This is a genomic window from Anabaena sphaerica FACHB-251 (assembly GCF_014696825.1).
Classification (GTDB): Bacteria; Cyanobacteriota; Cyanobacteriia; order Cyanobacteriales; family Nostocaceae; genus RDYJ01.
The window spans coordinates 70516-89345 of sequence record NZ_JACJQU010000014.1; the positions used below are offsets into that span (position 1 = coordinate 70516).

Here is an 18830-nt window from a genome sequence, read left to right on the forward strand (position 1 = left end):
TGCTCTAGTTTAGTCTTTGTACCAGAAAATTTACATTTTGATCATGATTGGTATTGAAGATGACTAATTTTTCCGCAGCTTTATGATTTAAGGCGATAAGCTATCACCGCATAGAAAGGATCTCCGCTAGGTAAACCCAACCACTGCAAGAAATTCGGGGCTGTTGATTGATTAACAATCACTTCAGGAGTGGTAAATCCCGGTACTGAGGCAAAGTAATGCTTAACTAACTCGACTCTAGACGTTTCTGAGGCATCTCTCCAGACCTGAATCGCCTTTTGATAAAACATCCGGTTAGAAAAGCTCATAATAGCCACACCACCAGGTTTAAGAATGCGGTGAATTTCGGAAAATACAGCCTCTGGATATTGGATGTACTGGACAGAAACACAGTTGACAACAGCATCAAAATTTTGATCTGGCAGGGGTAGCTGAGGCTGTTCATTGATATTCTGTACAAAATAATGGTTCAATCGAGGATTACGTGCTAGTTCCTCAGCATTGAGTCCATGTCCCTCAACATGGTCAAACTCTATTTCTTCTGGTAGATGAGAGACCCAACTACTCATCATATCAAAAATGCGCGTGTTGGGTTGGAGTCGCTGACGATATAAATCTGTTAATTGTTGAATGAAGCCTTCATCAACATGAGTGACAAAGCGTGGGTAGTCATAAAACAACTTGTCATCTGTGTCATCTAACTTGAGACGTTGATTTGGTCGCAACAGCATAAAAATTTGTTTGAGAAGTTTATGTGAGAAAAAAAATTCGCCTGATTTGGGTGAATTTAGTTAGTATTTTGATTTGAGATTGTGTATACTAACCGAAATAATTTTAGAATAAAACCGACACAAAATCTACAGTTCAGCCTTTTATTCGTATTAATTGAATGTTTTCTAAATCACCATTATTTGCCTCAATTTGGCAGCCAATTCATTTATTATCAAAATCTCACTATACTACTTTGTTAATATGGCTACTACCTTTATTGCTTTTTACTTCTGGTGAAAATAGCCTGATGGCTCATGATGAGGCTCTTTATGCGTGGAGAGCGCGTTTGATGTTTGATTCTGGTGACTGGATAGCGCCTTGGGAAAATGCCCATCATAAAACCCCTGGTTTTTATTGGTTAATTGCTATTTTTTATAAGTCATTTGGTGTCAGTGATACTACAGCACGAATACCTAGTATGATTGCTGGAATTTTGAGCATATTAGTTATATACGAAATAGCTAAAATATTACTTGGTAAAAAATTAGCTTACCTATCGTCTGCTATTTTGAGTGTGGAATTTCTCTGGCTGCAATATAGTCGCTTGTCAGCACCTGATGTACCAATGATTTTATTGGTATGTTTAGCTATTTTGTGTTTATTACAAGCTGAATTATATCCCAAGTATAGGCTTATTTATGGTTTGATTGTCGGTATCAGTTTCGGTTTAGGCTTCTTGATGAGAAGCTTTATGATATTTTTGCCGATGGTAGCATTATTACCTTATTTAATTGGAGAACATCGCCGTCATCGTCATCTTACCAACTCGATGTTATATTTGGGGTTTTTAGTCGGTTTAATTCCTACTTTGATTTGGGTGTGGTTTAACTGGCTGCGTTATGGTGGTGATAGTGTTGGCCAGTTGTTGGGTTTTGTGGTGCAACTTGGTAGTCGGGAACAACATGGAAATGGCATACTTTTCTATTTTTGGAATCTACCTTTAAAATCTTTTCCTTGGTTATTTTTCAGCCTTTTAGGATTAGGTTTGGTAATTCGTCAACCCATACCCAACTACCAATTTTTATTAGTGGGTTTTCCGCTCATCCTATTGACAGAAATTAGTTTATTTTCTACTCGGTTTTCTCACTATAGTCTTTGTCTTTATCCCTTTGTTGCTATGTTTGCGGCTGTAGGTCTAGACTGGTTAGGAAAAATTTACCACCAAGGAAAATCGACTAAAATTAAAGCATATCTTCCCCGAAATATTAGTTATGCCTTTGGTATTTTAGGTATTATTTTTGTTCTGGCTGGTATAGTTGCTTTAGTTGCAAATTTTGTTGATATTCAAAGGTATGCAATTCTAGCTGTAATTTCGGGCTTAGGTTGTTTAATTGTGCCTTTAATTTGGATTGGACGTTATCATTTTCATCAAAAATTTCTCACTGCTCGTTACTGGGTTGGTGGTTGGTTAATTGCCAGTTGGTTGTCTATAGCTACGGCTGGTAGTTTAGGGTTATTAGCAGACTTGAATCCTGAATTTAGAATGTTTTTTCAGCAAGAATCTATTGCGGCTATTCTCAAAAATCATCCGGTAGCTTTTGTGAAATCAGATGATAAAAATTCTGTATTAATTAATTTTTATACTCCTATTCATGGTCAGAATGTAGAGTCAATTTCTCAATTACCAACTTTGAGTTATGCTTGGATTTATACGCCTAAAGCTGGTGATTTAGCTAAAAATTATCGCGTTGTTGGTAGTGTAAAAGATTATCAATTAATTCAAGTTTTACCATTGTAAAAAAAGTTCGTAGTTAGGGCTTTAGCACTTTAGAGATTGATAGAACGCTCTCGACAAGATGCTATGCAGACACTACGAACAAAAATTGCTCTTAGAGGATGTTTTAAAAGTTTTTTATGTATAAATTAACCCCTCTCCAAACCTCTCCCCTGCAAGGGAAGAGGCTTTAAAATCCCCATTCCCTTGTAGGGAAGGGGGGTAGGGGGGTTAGGTTTCTGGCAATTGCTGGTTTCATACAATACTTTTCAAACAACCTCTGACATTTAATGATGTTTACCTATTGAGAAACAACATTAAATCTATTTAACATGAGTCTCTTGCTTAGTAGATTCCTTATCTTTGAATAAGTCTGCCGTTGCTAATAATAACTCTCTCAAACTTTGCTTTAATTGGCGTTCTTTTTTCGCTAATGCTGAACCTGCTTCACCCATTTTAGTTTCTAACTGAGAGTGTTTTTCTTCTACCTGTGTAGCGACTGTTTCAGCTTTGGGACGGGCTTGATTATACCAGGTTTTGGCATCGTCTAAATAGTCTTTGACTTCCCCAGAACGTCCGCCATAACGTGCAGCTAAATTGGCGCGGATAATGGCTACCTGTGCTTGCAATTGTGCGTAGCGTTTCTTTAATAAACCGACTTCTTCACTATCTTGGATGGCATTAACGGCTGATGCGATCGCATCTTTTATATTAGCTGATTTATCTTGATTGGTGTTTTCAATTTCTGCTAACATTCCATCTACTTCTTGTTGAAGTTGTTCTTCTTCATTATCTAGTTTCGCCTGGATTTGCTTTAGTTCTGTTTGGGTTTTAACAATAGCTTCATGTCTTTTACTATTTACTGCTTCTAATGCACCTTCAATAGAAGCGGTTACTTCTTCTTTGATTTCGCTACCTTTGTCTTGGAGGTTGTCAATTACTGTGGAAACAGCATCTTTAACTAATGTGCGTAACTCGCTAGAACCTTCTTTTAATTCACCAGCAACCTGAGCAACTGCGGACTTGACAATTTCGCGAATGTTCTCTGTTCTTAACTGTCCAGTTGCTTTGGCTTCCTGTAAATCGGCTTGGATTTTTTCTTTGATGTTGTTAGTCATTTTTACCCCTTAGAATTTAGCTAATTTGGATAGAAATTGGACATAATGCTACATTGACATTATGGCGTAGTATTTTTTCTCCAGACACCTCCTTTAGATAGAAAACACAGCATCAAATGGGTGAATTGTGCTAAATTACCTATTTGTGAGATAATGAATATTAGTGGTAATAATTAGAAATTAATTATGTGGCGTGTCAATATCACCTGTGATGGGGAAGCGTGGAAACGTTATGGTGCTGAATTTAAGACGATGGCGGGAAATTATCAAGGTGAATTGATTGGTTCTAAAAAACTTCCAGATGGCACTCGCATCATGTCTTACAAAATTGAGGATGTCAGTGATGCAGAGGAATTTCAAGAAAAATGTGCCAATTTTCCAGGCTTTACATCTGATTTTGAATCTTTATAAAAATGAAAAAACTAATGACTTTGATATTATTCACTTTTTGCTTGTGGATAATCAATTTTACCTTAGCTGCTAACGCTTTAGATACCCAAAATGGGGCAGAGATTTTTAGCGTTCATTGTGCTGGATGTCATATCAATGGTGGTAACATTATTAGAAGGGGAAAGAATTTAAAAAAGAATGCACTGAAAAAATATGGTATGGATTCTCTAGAGTCGATTACAAACATCGTCACCAATGGTAAAAATAATATGTCGGCATACAAAGAAAGATTGACAACTGAAGAAATTCAAAATGTGGCAGCTTATGTTTTGGAACAAGCTGAAAAAAACTGGAAATAACAATACACTAAAATATATGACTTTACCTCAAGAAAGCTATTTACAATTTACTCCTGATTTAAAAATTTGCCGAATTTTAAATGGAATGTGGCAAGTTTCCGGTGGACATGGACGCATTAATCCTAAAACTGCGATTGAGTCCATGTTTCAATATGTGGATGCTGGTTTTACGACTTGGGATTTAGCAGACCATTATGGACCAGCAGAAGATTTAATTGGTGAATTTCGTCGTCAATTAATTGCGACTGGTGGAGAAGAAGCAGTTAATAATATTCAAGCTTTTACAAAATGGGTTCCTCGTCCGGGAAAGATGACGAAAAAACTGGTTGAGGATAATATTGATATTTCTTTGAGAAGAATGGATGTTAAATCATTAGATTTAATGCAGTTCCATTGGTGGGAATATCGAGACTCTAATTATTTAGATGCTCTCAAATATATGGCAGAATTGCAAGATGAAGGAAAAATAAAACATTTAGCTTTAACTAATTTTGATACTGAACATTTGCAAATTATCACCGAAGCAGGAATCAAACTTGTTTCTAACCAAGTGCAGTTTTCATTGGTTGACAGAAGACCACAAGTAAACATGGTTAAATTCTGTCAGGAACATGACATTAAATTGTTTACCTATGGTAGTGTGTGCGGTGGTTTGTTATCAGAAAAATATTTAGGTAAACCAGAACCACGGGGTTTTGATTTAAATACCACCAGTTTGAAGAAATACAAAAATATGATTGATAACTGGGGTGGTTGGACATTATTTCAAATCTTACTTTCTACCCTGAAACAAATAGCTGATAAGCATCAAGTGAGTATTGCTAATGTGGCTGTGAATTACATTTTAAATCAGCCAGCGGTAGGGGGTGTAATTGTGGGTGCAAGGTTAGGAATTGCGGAACATCTAGAAGATAATGCGCGGGTGTTTGGGTTTAGTTTGGATGGTGAGGATATTGAAAAAATAGATGCGGTTTCGCAACAGTCACGGGATTTGTATCAGTTAATTGGTGATTGTGGGGATGAGTATCGACGTTAATTAATAAGTTATATTTGTAAGGTGGGTTAGCGATAGTGTCACCCACCATTTACTGTTTTTAGGTTTTCAATTACTTGCTTAGTATTACTCTAATTGGCTATCGTCTATTTCTTCAGGTTTATCTGAGTAATTGAACATGAAGACAAACTTGCTTTTAGGTAAAATTAATGTTGGAAGATAAAGTGGTTGCTCATCCCAACCTTTTTTCTTCTCACCTTTTGAATAGTAAAGTAAAAGGGTAGGAACATCTGGATACTCTCTTTTAGGTTTACTTAGCACCCTATTATTGATAAAACCAACACCTAGCCATCTAGACGGCTCTTGTCGTGTCAATTCTAGTCCCTCACCCGTTTTTCTTTGTCGAACAACATTGAGCCTTCCCTTTGAGATGCCTTTTGTCTTCATTTGAACAAGCAAGTCTTGAACTCTGTCATCTTTCCAGGGGTATCCAGGATAATAGCGGCTTTGTATATAAGCAAGAATTTTGATAAGAAAGTCAACTTCTACTTCGTGATACTCACCTTTCTCACCTATACTCTCATAATTAGCCAATAGCCTATCTAACTCTTCCACATTTCTGCTAATTTCTGATGCTTTCCACAAAGGGTCACGAGGAAAAATATGCGATCCTGGTATGAAAGCGTTAATGTCTGCTAAATTCAAAACATTAGAACGGGTAGGTTGGAGTTTTCGACCTACCCATACTGGCTTAATCTTAATATTGTGGGGGTCGTCACCAATTGCTTGACGCATCCCCTCATCAGCTTCATGAATTGCACGGAAATCTTCTAAAATATGTTCAGGAATAAAAAGGCGAGTAACATCTAATAATTCTTGACGATAACCAAACATTCGTGCGTGTTGATGTACTGTATCCATCATCTTTTGTTTGGCATCACGTCCATAATAAGTAATCATTAATCCCTCAATAGTTACACCACGTCCTAGTCGATTACCTCCAATGAGAATATTCATACCAGAATTGTATTTTGGTTCTTTATCAGGATTGCTGGCATCAATAACTTTTGGGATTGCATTTCTGAGTTTATGCTCTAATTGCATTACCAAATCATCTAATGGTGGTAAATTTGCTGTACTGCTTAATTCTTGATATGCTTCACTTAGCCATTTCAAAGCCTGTTCTTTTTTTGCTATAGATATTTTTCCTCTAATAGCCTTATCCATTTCTGTAACAAAACTGCGGATAACCTTTTCTAAAGTGCTATGAGTGATACGCTTATGGTCAATATGAGCCAGAAAAGAGTATTTAGCATCTGGATTATTTGCAGTTTGGATCTTATATATTGAACCTAAGAAGAAACAGCAAAGAGCTAATCTCAAACCAGGAGGAATATCCCAATTATTCCCAGGATTTATCTTGCCACCTTGTTTTTTTAGTTGATCTAGTTCTTCGATATCAACTTTTGTACAACAGTATTTACTATCATCCGCAAAAAATAAGTCTCCTCCAATGTAATTATTTCCAGGTTTAGGGAGAGCAGCACAAAAAACAGGTTTGCAAGGATGATCTAAATTTTGTAGTAATAAGCTTTGAGGAGTAGCAGTAATTTGTACATAGACATGATTAGCGACTTCTTTCCTAATGTTGCCTATTTTCTCAAAAACTGCACTATCTGGAACTATATCTTTTCCTTTTTTTGCTTGTTTAGCTTCGTTAGTATTTGGACTAGCATTATCAGCTTCATCATCAAATATAAGAGTAGGTACACTACAAGCACGAGAAGATTTGAGAACTTTCAGCAAATTATCTAAATGACGTACATTTTTGGTAGATACTAAAACAACGCCAGTATCTTCTATGTAGTCAAGTAATTGATTATTAGCGAAGTCTTCTGGATCATTTCTCCATTGTTCCCAGTTAAAAACAACAGGACCACCTTCAAGTTGATTAGCAAAACGATCAGCAGTTTGTTTACCCAGCCAAGTATTATCTGATGTCAAAACAATAAAACAACGGAAATTATTAGCTTGAGCTAGTGCTAATGTAGCAATGGTAGTATTAGTTTTACCGCTTTGAACTTTGCCGTAAATTAAGCCGGTAGTACCATCAGCTATTTTTCCCTTATGAGACTTACTCACAAGACCTGTACCATCAGCACCAACATCACCAAATCCGAAAGTTTTTGAGTAGACATCAACACAATTCTGGACTACTTCAACAGCAGTTTGTTTTAATTGTTCTCCGGCTATATCGCCAATTTTATTTTTAATTCTCTGAATAAGCTGATTTATACAATATCCATCGGTTGCAATATCTATCTTAGTCATCGGAATTATCCTATTTGCAAAAAAGTACACGAGGCCAGTCATTCTGAGGAACTGTTTGTTCCATCTTCTGTCTACCAGGTCCACTGACATGATAACTACCATGTGGTTTGCGAAACACAGATATATGCTGACCAGCAATCCCTGTATCTGTGTCCAATACACTCCAAAGACGTTTTTGGGGTATGCAGCAGATACCATCTTTATGACAGATGAGAGCTAAAAAAAGTGAAATCCCATCATATTTACTGGGTAGAATCTCTAACGATGATTCTTCTTGACTGCTTAAAGTGAAAGACCATGCAGATTTAGGTTTCTTAGAAACTTTAAAAAGAATAGCTGACTGACTGTTACCAGTGTCAACCAAGTAAATTGACGGGTGTATCCAGGATGCGTGAGTAATAGTTATCTGTTCCCCATGATCAATTAGTCGTAAAAATGCAGCACCATGAAGGAATTCCTGATCATTGATCATTGTCAAATGTAGGCATAGTAGAAAATTTACCCCTTTAGTATAATATTAACGCAAAAATACTGGTATTGATAGATTGAATTATTGACTTGGCTGATATTAGCTGATAATAAAAATAACCTCTTTGAGTAAAACCTATGGAAACCCTCACCTTAAACATACCTCCCGCAGTAGGTTTAACAGATGAGCAGTTTTATCAACTTTGCATTGCTAACGAACCCTGGAAATTAGAACTTAGCCAAACAGGAGAATTAATAATTATGCCCCCCACAGGTGGAGAAAGCGGAATTAGAAACTCAGATATTAACATAGAACTAGGTTTATGGAATCGTCAAACAAAATTAGGTAAAGTATTTGACTCCTCCACCGAATTTAAATTACCTAGTGGTGCTTATCGCTGTCCTGATGCAGCTTGGGTAAAATTATCAAGATGGGAAGCTTTAACCCCAGAAGAGAAAAAACGGTTTCCCCCCCTTTGTCCTGATTTTGTAATTGAACTACGTTCGGAAACTGATACTCTAGAAAAACTACGCACTAAAATGAAAGAATATAGAGATAATGGCGCACTTTTAGGTTGGTTAATTGATCCACAAACACCCCTAGTAGAAATTTATCGACCAGGAAAAAATGTAGAAATTATCAACTTTGATTTTCACAACCCACCAAAACTTTCTGGCGAAGATATTTTACCTGGCTTTATTCTCGATTTGCAGATAATTTTAAATCCATAGATTCTAAATTTATGGATTATGATTTATCAAAAAAATATTCCCAATGGCTACTTAGGTTTATGATTGGCTAACATTTGACGATATTTATCATTATTTTTTGCTTCTATCCATTTAGCTTTAAATATTGCCGCTGATTCAGCCTTAACTGGATCTGTATCATAAGGCAATATCTCTTTTTTATTATCTGATGATGTGCTATGAGGATTATATTTTCTGCCGCTTTTATGATTAGCATAGCGACGGGAGCGGGTATATCCCATTTGCAAGAATTTCCTCGCCATATCTGCTCCCACAAAATCGTCCTGTTGCAGATAATCTAGAAACATACTATAAATTTTTTCACTAGATTCTCTGGCGATATCAGGAGTTTTAAAGCGCCAATAAGGCAGAATTTCTGATTTATAAGGTTCAACCAACAATACTCCCTGTTCGCCTTTACCTACCTGATAAAGTTCTGGATTTTTACGAAAGTCTATGGACTTAAAATCTAAAGAATAATCAAAAGCCATGATGAGTTTATACTAAATATAAAAGTTAAAATAAAAGGTACAATCTTTTTTAACTTCTATCCTAGTAAATAAATTTTGTTGGTTATGCTACCCAGCAATGTCCTTGCACCAGGTAATCTGCGTAAAGTTCATCACATTGCCCTAAATGTTCGGGATATGCAAGCTTCCCGTCATTTTTACGGTCATATTTTGGGTTTACACGAACTCACAGGGGAGGAAGTACCAGCAACTTTGGTGGAACTTGTGAATGCGGGAAAAGTCGCTAATTTTGTCACCCCAGATGGAACAATATTAGACTTATTTGGGGAACCGGAATTATTACCACCAGACCCTGACCCCAAGAAGTCCTTTACTAGAGCATATCATTTGGCGTTTGATATTGATCCAGAATTATTTGATCAAGCTGTGTCCGTGATCAGAGAAAATAATCTAGTAATTGCTTATGGACCCCTTACCCGTCCTACAGGTAGAGGGGTGTACTTTTATGACCCCGATGGGTTTATGATTGAAATTCGTTGTGATCCTCATTAAATGAGAAAATGGAAAAAGTTTTAAAAGTTATTGAAGACGTAATTACTAACCCACCAATTCCTCACGAACCCTATAAGCAATCTTTAAAAAATTGGGCGATGTATTGCTTACGCGATAGAGGTTTTATTGTTGTATATGCCCAAAAAGGTGATTTTGCTGTGGAAGTAAAAGGAGGAGGAAAGCTGTATTTTAAAGTTACCAATAATGCGGTTGATTTGGATGATAATATCAACTGGATAGTGTGGGATGGTGCAGCTAAAAAAGTCAGTTTAATTCCGCAAATGTTATAATATTATAGTAGGTTGGGTTAAGCAACAGCGCAACCCAACAAAATCTTGATCATGTTAGTTTAGTCTGCACGATAGCACATAAATCTTTTTTAACGAACCACGAAGAAACGAAGAAACGAAGGGAAGAAAGAGAAGAAAGAGAAATAGAAGAAGTTTTGACAAATAGATTGATATTTCCCATATCACAGGATTATTCATTTATTTAGACCAAACTCTTGCGTTCTTTCTTCGCGTCTTTGCGTGAGATAAAAAAATCATTGTTTCGCAAATACTAGAAAATGCTGCTGCGGTAATGAATTTTTACTTTCCTGCAAAACTAAACCTACTGCTTGCATTTCTTTTTTCACTTGTTTTTGAGTCATTTTGTGCAAACGTTTAATCATAATAAAGGGATTTTCAGCCCGATATTCTACTAAAACAACTCTACCACCTGGTTTTAAGGCTTTAACAATTTCTGTCATCACTTCTTGAGGATATGCTAATTCATGATAAGCATCAACCATAATTGCTAAATCTATGCTTTCTGGTGGTAAGTTAGGATTAGTTAAAGTTGCTAAAATTGGTTCAACATTATTGATATTTTTCTGTTGTTTAAAATACTCAATAATCTCTAACATTTCTGGCTGAATATCTACCGCCAAAACTTTACCTTGTGGTAATGAAGGTGATATTAAAAAACTTAAATAACCTGTACCAACACCAATATCTGCAACTACATCATCAGGTTTTAAATTGAGGAGATTGACTATTTGACTAGGTTTTTCTTCCGCTTCCCGGCTGGGTCTTTCTAACCAACCTGCACCTGTATAACCCATGACTTGAGCAATTTCACGACCAAAGTAGTATTTACCGATACCATCATGGCTGTGATTTTGTCGCTGTTCGTAAATGGGAGATGCTGCTGTGGGAAGGTTGGAGAAAGTAAGTAAGATTCCCCAACTGAGAAGAAGGATGAGTATTAAATTATAAATGGTTCTAAAGAGCGATCGCACCATTTCCCCTCTATTAATTCTGTAACTAGTGGTGTAATAATAAACTTAGCAGGGAAACCTGCTTTCACATCCACCCGCACACAGGAATAAGGCTTTTTCCTCTGGGAACCGTAACCGCTGCGTCCCACATAAAGCAGTGAATCTGCAACTTTGCGCGTAGAACCACCAGCAACATCAGTAAAAGTTTCCATCAGTTCTGTCCCTTCCTCCCGTTGACGACGGGGACGACGACCACTGCCACCACAGACAATATAATTAAGGTGAGAATCAGCATATCCTGTGTCCGTTGTCCGCAGATATTCCAAACAGTGCGCGTGACCATTGAAAATCACATCTACCAACGGTCTACCTTGAGTTATATTACCCAAAGTCGCCGCTACTTGCTCAAATACTCCCCGCAAGCGATGACGCACAGCTAAAGTTTGTCCTTGATGCCACTTAGTTGCTTCTGTAACATAAGGAGGATGATGGAAAAATATTACCCGTCCCCGCACTTCTGAATTATGCCAAGATTCAATTAATCGATTTTGCAACCATTGTAGTTGTTCAAAATCAATATCAGCAGGTGTATGAGATTCTAATTGCTTTTCAATATCCATCTTGACTTCGTTGAGTTGGTCTACCTTAGCACCCAAGTCAGCCAGTTGTTCAGATTCGTCTGCATTTTCGGATTTGAGTTTGTCACACTCTGCCAAAATTTGCAACTCTTCTTGTTCTATCTGTTGACGACGCTGTAGCAACTCCCGACGGTAAATATCTCCTGCTTGGGTTTCTGGTAAGGGTTCTGGTGTATTAAAAGTATTAGAATCAAGGGCAAAAAAGTCAATCCCGCCATAATGAAAACTATAATACCGATTAGGTAAGCGGGTAAATTGTCCCGGTTGGTAATGCAAACAGCGACCTGTATTACTTTTAGCGGTGTAATGTGCATCTAAATGATTTTCTAAGTCTGCTGGAGAAAGAGCAGCTAAATAATCAATAAATGCCCTTGTATAAGCGTCGCCTTGATTTGACCCATGCCAACCAATCTCAATATCTCTGTAGCGTAACATCCGACGCAAAGGCAAGGTAGAACCTGTCACCAACCGATACATTAAAGGCACATCATAGTAATCATGATTACCCAAAACTGGCAAAATTGGTAACTTAAAAACCATCCGGTCATAAGTAATATTTTTGGGGTTTTCACCACCTACAATAAATTCCCGGTAAGGTTCAATAAAATTAGCCGGATAATACTCACGGGAACCCACCACATAAATTACATCACCAGTATGTAAGACAAAACGGCAATCATCCCCATGATTTAACATCATTTCCGCAACTTGGCGTTGAGGATGGGAAGTGTACTGAGATTTAGTTCCAGTGTCGCCAATTACCATAAACGAAAAATCTGGACTGTCCTCTCGGCCATCATCTAAAATCATCGAGGTTTGGTCAATTCCTCGTTGCTTAATACTAGGATGCAGCCATCGCACCCGTTGTTTCATCTTTTGAATTTTTACAGGAACCGATGGTTCAGAAATCAATTTCATAGCTGAAATTAGCTAACGCCTAAGCTGATTCTAACGAGTTAATCAATCTTTGAAAATCAAATATCTGATCTAATGCTAGTGATGTTACTGAGCTATCTGATATTTATCTTTCATTTAGCATAACACCGTTATCTAGTAGATGAATATTTTTACCTAAGTCTTTCGTATGATTTTAACATATTTGATGAGTTTTCCTTCATGAAAATAACCAGATGACTATCTTCAAGTTGGTATAATATCGACATTTACGAAAAATAGGAAACAGATTTTAATCTTTATCTCCTGAGAAAATTAATTATCCGAGTTATGCTATAGACTCAACTCCTGTGAGCAAAAGTTATAGGGAATATTATATAGTGTCATCCGAGATGGCATTGCTCAAAAACTAATTGGGCAAATTTTGCCTAGTTGTCAAATATTGACGTGGCTTTTTAATTTATTGTCTCTGACTATTTGTAGAAAATGAATGAATCAATCATTACTCGGTTTTTATCTCCTCAACTACAGAAAATCTATGAGCAAGTTATTACACCTTACCAGAAATGGCTGGTATTTGTTTTGTTCTTGATAGTAATTGATATCTTTTTATTAATTGTTTTGCAACAAAATTGGCTTAAGTATATAGAGATTCCCCTTGGGTTATCAATAGCCATCATGGTTGGTGTGTTAACCTCTAGGCTGTTTGATAAATTCTTCAATTATTATTTGTTAGAGTTAGCTATTAAGCAAAAAATGAATGGGGAAATATTAGTAGTCAGTAATATTATAGCCAATGGTCTTATTTCTCTGATCATCTTCTGCATTTTCGCTCAGACTCATCAAATCAATCTCTTGGGTTTAGTAACGAGTTTAGGAATCGGAGGGGTAGCTTTAGCTTTTGCAGCTAAACAAACCTTGCAACAGTTATTAGGTGGAATTGTCATTTATATTGATAGACCTTTTGTAGTTGATGACTATATCGGTTTACCTGATGGGACATTTGGTAGAGTAGAATCCATAGGTTTACGTTCTACTAAAATTAGAAATTCCGGTAAGGGAACTGTAACTATAGTTCCCAATGATTCCCTCATTGAATTAAATATCGAAAACTTCACAGGAGGAAGAAAAGTTGTTTCCTTAATTTATTTGAAGTTCTATCAAAAAATCAACGAAAATGAAAGAGCTTTGATTCGTCAAGTTATCTTAGAAAGTACCAAGGATCTATTTGGTATTGATTCGCGCAATACCGAAGTAAATTTTAAGGATATATACCAAGATGAAAAAACTAATACTACTCAGGCACAAATTAGCTTTTTTATTCTCGGTGCTGGTGACATAGGTATGGATATGCGTCATCAATTGCTAGATATAGCTAAACAAAAGATTACCATGCAACTTCAAGGATTTGGTATTAATTTTGAGGTTGCAGATGAAGCAGTGAATATTGATGCACCCATCACCATCTAAATAAGTAAAATGCAGATTTTAGTCGATATCCAAAATTGGTTGCCACTTGACGCAGAAACACGCAAATTTCTGATCTCATTGGGAATCAATTTGGGAATTTTTGGTTTCTTTTTTATCGTATCTTTGCTAGTGGGTAAATATACTCCTGGGTTATTAACAATAATCATTCATAAATTTACACCACATCAAATAGTTAAGCTTTATGAAAGCTTAATTAACCCTCTAGAAAAACTCCTGGAAATTACAGGGACGTTAGTTCTTGTTTCTGTATCTTGGAATTTGCTGCAACAATATACAGGACTTTATCAAGTTCTAAAATTTTTTCTAGATTTCGCAGTAATTAGCAGTTTTGCGGCTTTAGCATCTCGCTTGTTTCGTCAAGTTTTGCGCGTCTATGGAATTGATTTAATTCGCAAAGTAGGGTTAGAAGTTGATGAATTATTACTCGTTGTTGAAACAGTCGCTAATGTCTTTATTGGTTTTATAGCAGCTTTAGCTTTTGCTCAAAGTCAGAATGTCAATTTAATAGGTTTAATTGCAGGTTTAGGTATTGGGGGTATAGCGGTTGCTTTTGCGGCTCAAAGCACTTTGGAACAAATTTTTGGCACAATTGTTTTATATCTAGATCGTCCTTTTGTTCCCGGAGAATACATTCGCGTCAATTTAAGTTCTCAAGGTACATTATTTGCTCGTGTAGAATCAATTGGTTTGCGTTCCACCAAGCTGAGAACTGCTGCTAAAAGTACCTTGGTAATTGTTCCTAACTCAGTGATGGCAAAAGTTGATATTGAAAATATCACTAGAGGAAAAAAGTTAATGGTCTTGCTTTATCTTGATTTTCCGAGAATTCTAGAAAAACCTGAAGAAGCATTATTAGAAAAAGTGATTAAGGAAAGTACCATTACTTTATTTGGAATTGACCCCAACAGTACAAAAATTAACTTATTTCCTCAAGATAATCAACCAGGAATTCGGGCTAGGGTGAGTTTCTTTATTTTGGGTTCCCATGAAAATTCAATTGACTTTCGCAAGCGGTTACTAGAATTAGCAAATGAACATATTTCTAAAAAATTGCTTGGTTACGGTATAGAATTTAAGATGCAAGAACCGACTCTTTATGTTGAGTCACCCATGACAATTTAATTTTCAGATTTTTCAGATTCCTAATATCCCCGGCTTCTTAAAGAAGTCGGGGATCTAAAAAATTCCTTAGTCTACCAACTGAATTACCCCCCACTGTCCATTTGTCAACCACTTAGGATCAGCTATTGCTAATTCCTCCAAAACTTCGGCTTTCAAACCTGCGGCAACTTCAGATTTCAAGGTGCGTAAAGCTACCATTGGTGCTGGTAAGTAAGAAACTATATCTGCAAATTTTGTGGTAAAATTCCAATAGCGATCGCCTAATAAACGCCGATAATTAGCATCACCTTTGACAACTATTAAATTCGACTTCCCTAACTCATCTGTAAGTGATTTTGGAATTTCCCAAAATGTTAAAGGTGAAGTCCAAAAATAGTCTTCAGTTAACACTAACCTACCGGAAGTCAGATTTTGTGTTAATCTCTGTCCCAAAGCTTGAACTTGAGGATGACTGCATTGTTCTAAAAAATCCTGAGTATAATGCACATCTTTTATCATCGCATCAGATACAAAAGTTGGATGGGGCTTTAAGTGAAGATAAACCTGATTTGCAAAGCCACTACCCAAGAGAAAATCTACTAAACATAAATCACAAATTAACTCAAAACCTGCATTATCAACCACAAAATCAATGCGATTATTTGGATATTTAGTTAATAGCTTAGTAACAGCAAAGGATTCATCTACTAAAATGTTACTTAATTGAGTCTGAATATTAAAACTACTCCTATCATCCTCAAAAGCTGACCATAAACTTAAATCAACTCGATTTCCCCACAATGCAAAATATAATAAAGCAATTAGAGATGATTTGCTAGGTTTACCTGCTTTTATGGACTCATCCAACCATTCTTGTACTTGAGTACACAAAGAAATAATCGGATCAATTGATGCTTCTAAACCTTGTTCTTTTTGTAATAAAAATGGATCAACACCTTGCCATTTTTCTGATTGAAAGTAATTAGTAATGTTGAGAATTAGACGATAAAAATAAGTTTCTGCAAAAAACCAAGGTACATCTACCCAACGCTGATTTTTATAGGGTTCTAGATATTTTTCCCAGTCGTTAAAATCTACACCACTGTCATTTGTTAAAGGTTGTAGATATCCGCTTGGTAATTCTAATGCTAATTTTTCCAAGCTTTGATTTATCTCGGAGGTGAAGCTATTTTCTCTAATTACACGACGTGCAATATCTGGCATTCTTTGAGTTACTGTAAACTCAGTAAAAGAGCCAGCATCTGAGCCTACAAGGGGTGCTGGTAGTGGTAAATTGGGGATTTGAGGTTTATTCACTAAAAACTGCTATCTCCTGCTAATTTTTAGTTATTTTAACTTAATTTTTTAAATTTATAACCCCTAATTTTGAGATAAGTCGGAGATATTGCATGGTTTAATTAGTCGTTCATCATTGCTTTGGTAAAAATTCACCTGTTCGTATAAGTCACTAAAATCAATCTAAAAATCTATTGTTTCCAGTTTTAAAATATCTGATTCTGTTTCTAATTCTGTGAATGAATATCCATTTACCCTTTAGCAATTCAGGAGGCAGGAGATAGGAGGCAGGAGGCAGGAGGAACCCACATTTAAAAACGTAGGATTGAAGCAAGGACGCTTTGTATTTCGTGCTACGCATCTCGATACAATTCTTTTTTTAAACTGGGCTTTAAACCCAGAATTAAAGTTTTTATTGATACTTCTTTCCTCCTGCCTCCTGCCCTCTTGCCTTGCCATAACGACAATTTTCAACGCCTACCTACTTATATACATTTGAAGTTGTTTACTGGCTACTTTTAGTCTAAGTCTTACTAACTAATTTTTGTAGTAAGGGTGGGAGTGGATGATTCTCAAACTGGGAATATTGGGAATCAATTCGGTGAGCTTTTTGAACCGTCCGTTGAAAAAACAGATTGGCTAATTTTAATTCCCGAAAAATCTTTTGCGGATCTTCAAGATGGGTTGTGGGTAGTTGCTGTCCCATTTTTTTGAGGACTAAACCCATAGGAATTTTAATTTCATCCTGGAGTTTAAGAAAACGGGTAAATATGGGGGCAAAAGCGGAAATTAAAGAACCAGCACCTCCTCTAGCTTGTCCCCAACCGATGTAGTAAATCCCTTTGTAATCTTCAAGAAATGACCCTCCATAACATTGTACTGTTGCTCCTTCCACCCGTTGCAGTTCTGGAGGTAAAAATGGATAAGCAACATGAAAACCAGTTCCACAAACAATTAAATCAAAAGTTTCTCGACTACCATCCGCAAATTCAACTTCCCCACCATCTAAATGTCGTACCTCTGGCTTATAGGTAATGCGACCGTGTTTAATATAGTAAGGCACCTCATTATTTAAGGTCGGGTGCTTATCAAAAATTCGATATTTGGGTTCGGGTAGACCATAATCTTTGTGCTTACCGAAGGTCAGCAAAATAATTACATAAGCCATAAACCGCTGAAACCATTCTGGCATCCACCATTCAATTAAATCTAAAACTGGAACACCTACAAAGGTTTTGGGAATAAACCACACAGATTCACGCATACTCAACACAGATTTAGCTCCCACCCTAGCTGCTTCTGCGGCTATATCACAAGCTGAATTCCCTCCACCAATCACCAGAACTCTCTTACCACGTACTTGCTGGGGATTTTTATAATCTTTGGAATGAATGATCTCCCCATCAAATTCTCCTGAGAATGTGGGAAAACGTTTGCACCAGTGATGACCATTACAAATGATAATCCCTTTGTAAATTCGCTGTTCCCCATTATCAAAGGTAACTTCCCAGAGATTATTTTCAACAGGTCGCACGTAGCTAACTTGACGATTTAGTTCAATATTTTTACGTAACTCAAAATGGTCAGCAAAGGAGTTTAAATAATCCCGTATATTTTTAGCACTGGGAAAGTCCGGATAATTATCCGGCATGGGGAAATGGGTAAATTGGGTAATCTTCCGTGATGAAATAATGTGTGCGGTTTCATACACACCATGATACCAATTTCCACCAATGTCATCACTGACATCAACTTGATCGTAGGGAATACTCGCACTCTTGAGTGCTTCAGCCATACCCAATCCTACAAAACCAGCCCCAAGAATTAAATGCTTGTGAGTAGTGTCCAACATAATTCTGAATTTTTACTTGACTATTTTCTAAACTTTTGGAAGATACCGAGTTAACCCACTCACAAAGAGGGAATATCTCATAAAGATATGAAAAGCTTGGGCTACAACATCAGGGAATACGTGCCATTTATTGGCAACATACCTCTAATTGCTGCCCGCATTACCTGTGTTAGGTCTGTTGTCATATATTCCGGAACATCCTGGCTTCTGTTGGCTAGAGTTCCATATCATTCCGATTGCAGAATTGGAGTACGACTAAAAAATTGATAAACATCGGGAAGCTTGATGTGATATTCCTTAACTTCATTTTTGTATTTATTTCTGCCGACTTGTTATTAGCTTCAAATGTTAGGTGAACTGATGAAGCCTAACTGTAGCAG

The 18830-nt window shown here is 36.6% G+C and carries 18 protein-coding genes; 9 read left to right on the forward strand and 9 right to left on the reverse strand.

The annotated features are described in order from the left end of the window. Positions 1–80 precede the first annotated feature (80 nt). Positions 81–731 (reverse strand): class I SAM-dependent methyltransferase, encoded by a 651-nt coding sequence (locus H6G06_RS19760; protein WP_190563202.1) that lies wholly within the window; start codon positions 729–731, stop codon positions 81–83. A 158-nt stretch (positions 732–889) separates the two neighbouring features. Between H6G06_RS19760 and H6G06_RS19765 the strand changes: the two genes are divergently transcribed. Further along, the gene (locus H6G06_RS19765; RefSeq protein WP_190563204.1) at positions 890–2509 is read left to right on the forward strand and encodes an ArnT family glycosyltransferase; all 1620 of its coding nucleotides are present in this window, start codon (positions 890–892) and stop codon (positions 2507–2509) included. A 299-nt stretch (positions 2510–2808) separates the two neighbouring features. Here the strand turns inward: H6G06_RS19765 and H6G06_RS19770 are convergent, their stop codons facing one another. After that, complete coding sequence (locus H6G06_RS19770; RefSeq protein ID WP_190563206.1) at positions 2809–3603, reverse strand: histidine kinase; 795 nt, start codon at positions 3601–3603, stop codon at positions 2809–2811. A 186-nt stretch (positions 3604–3789) separates the two neighbouring features. Between H6G06_RS19770 and H6G06_RS19775 the strand changes: the two genes are divergently transcribed. The 3 genes from H6G06_RS19775 to H6G06_RS19785 are packed head-to-tail and all read left to right on the forward strand — an operon-like array spanning position 3790 to position 5388. Continuing rightward, positions 3790–4014, forward strand: coding sequence for a hypothetical protein (locus tag H6G06_RS19775; protein ID WP_190563208.1), 225 nt, complete (start codon positions 3790–3792; stop codon positions 4012–4014). A 2-nt stretch (positions 4015–4016) separates the two neighbouring features. Further along, positions 4017–4352, forward strand: a complete 336-nt coding sequence (petJ, locus tag H6G06_RS19780; RefSeq protein WP_190563210.1) for a cytochrome c6 PetJ — start codon at positions 4017–4019, stop codon at positions 4350–4352. 16 nt (positions 4353–4368) lie between these two features. Beyond that, positions 4369–5388, forward strand: coding sequence for an aldo/keto reductase (locus tag H6G06_RS19785; RefSeq protein ID WP_190563212.1), 1020 nt, complete (start codon positions 4369–4371; stop codon positions 5386–5388). A gap of 84 nt (positions 5389–5472) precedes the next feature. Here H6G06_RS19785 and H6G06_RS19790 read toward each other — a convergent pair whose 3' ends face one another. Together H6G06_RS19790 and H6G06_RS19795 are read right to left on the reverse strand one after the other, a co-directional pair. Next, on the reverse strand, positions 5473–7677 hold the full coding sequence (locus H6G06_RS19790) for a Z1 domain-containing protein (protein WP_190563214.1): 2205 nt from the start codon (positions 7675–7677) through the stop codon (positions 5473–5475). Between the two features lie 10 nt (positions 7678–7687). Then, on the reverse strand, positions 7688–8149 hold the full coding sequence (locus H6G06_RS19795; RefSeq protein ID WP_190563216.1) for a hypothetical protein: 462 nt from the start codon (positions 8147–8149) through the stop codon (positions 7688–7690). Between the two features lie 134 nt (positions 8150–8283). Here H6G06_RS19795 and H6G06_RS19800 point away from each other — a divergent pair, with 134 nt between their 5' ends. Further along, positions 8284–8877 carry a Uma2 family endonuclease gene (locus H6G06_RS19800; RefSeq protein WP_190563218.1) on the forward strand — a complete coding sequence of 198 codons (594 nt, stop codon included), beginning with the start codon at positions 8284–8286 and terminating at the stop codon, positions 8875–8877. 47 nt (positions 8878–8924) lie between these two features. Here the strand turns inward: H6G06_RS19800 and H6G06_RS19805 are convergent, their stop codons facing one another. Beyond that, a complete protein-coding gene (locus H6G06_RS19805; RefSeq protein WP_190563220.1) occupies positions 8925–9386 on the reverse strand; it encodes a DUF4385 domain-containing protein in 462 nt (153 codons plus the stop codon). Between the two features lie 84 nt (positions 9387–9470). Here H6G06_RS19805 and H6G06_RS19810 point away from each other — a divergent pair, with 84 nt between their 5' ends. Together H6G06_RS19810 and H6G06_RS19815 are read left to right on the forward strand one after the other, a co-directional pair. Continuing rightward, entirely contained in the window at positions 9471–9917 is a 447-nt protein-coding gene (locus H6G06_RS19810) for a VOC family protein (protein ID WP_190563221.1), read from the forward strand. An 8-nt stretch (positions 9918–9925) separates the two neighbouring features. Next, positions 9926–10207 carry a hypothetical protein gene (locus H6G06_RS19815; protein WP_190563223.1) on the forward strand — a complete coding sequence of 94 codons (282 nt, stop codon included), beginning with the start codon at positions 9926–9928 and terminating at the stop codon, positions 10205–10207. A gap of 254 nt (positions 10208–10461) precedes the next feature. Here the strand turns inward: H6G06_RS19815 and H6G06_RS19820 are convergent, their stop codons facing one another. Together H6G06_RS19820 and H6G06_RS19825 are read right to left on the reverse strand one after the other, a co-directional pair. Next, the gene (locus H6G06_RS19820) at positions 10462–11202 is read right to left on the reverse strand and encodes a class I SAM-dependent methyltransferase (RefSeq protein WP_190563225.1); all 741 of its coding nucleotides are present in this window, start codon (positions 11200–11202) and stop codon (positions 10462–10464) included. After that, complete coding sequence (locus tag H6G06_RS19825) at positions 11166–12734, reverse strand: metallophosphoesterase family protein (RefSeq protein ID WP_190563227.1); 1569 nt, start codon at positions 12732–12734, stop codon at positions 11166–11168. Before H6G06_RS19825 ends, H6G06_RS19820 begins: the two co-directional genes overlap by 37 nt. A 462-nt stretch (positions 12735–13196) precedes the next feature. Between H6G06_RS19825 and H6G06_RS19830 the strand changes: the two genes are divergently transcribed. Together H6G06_RS19830 and H6G06_RS19835 are read left to right on the forward strand one after the other, a co-directional pair. Further along, positions 13197–14180, forward strand: coding sequence for a mechanosensitive ion channel family protein (locus tag H6G06_RS19830; RefSeq protein ID WP_190563229.1), 984 nt, complete (start codon positions 13197–13199; stop codon positions 14178–14180). A 9-nt stretch (positions 14181–14189) separates the two neighbouring features. Then, positions 14190–15323 carry a mechanosensitive ion channel family protein gene (locus H6G06_RS19835; protein WP_190563232.1) on the forward strand — a complete coding sequence of 378 codons (1134 nt, stop codon included), beginning with the start codon at positions 14190–14192 and terminating at the stop codon, positions 15321–15323. Between the two features lie 66 nt (positions 15324–15389). On the opposite strand, the gene H6G06_RS19840 is transcribed toward H6G06_RS19835, so the two are convergent. Together H6G06_RS19840 and H6G06_RS19845 are read right to left on the reverse strand one after the other, a co-directional pair. Further along, positions 15390–16619, reverse strand: a complete 1230-nt coding sequence (locus H6G06_RS19840; RefSeq protein ID WP_190563234.1) for an ARMT1-like domain-containing protein — start codon at positions 16617–16619, stop codon at positions 15390–15392. Between the two features lie 502 nt (positions 16620–17121). Beyond that, entirely contained in the window at positions 17122–18450 is a 1329-nt protein-coding gene (locus H6G06_RS19845) for a flavin-containing monooxygenase (protein WP_190563236.1), read from the reverse strand. Positions 18451–18830 lie beyond the last annotated feature (380 nt).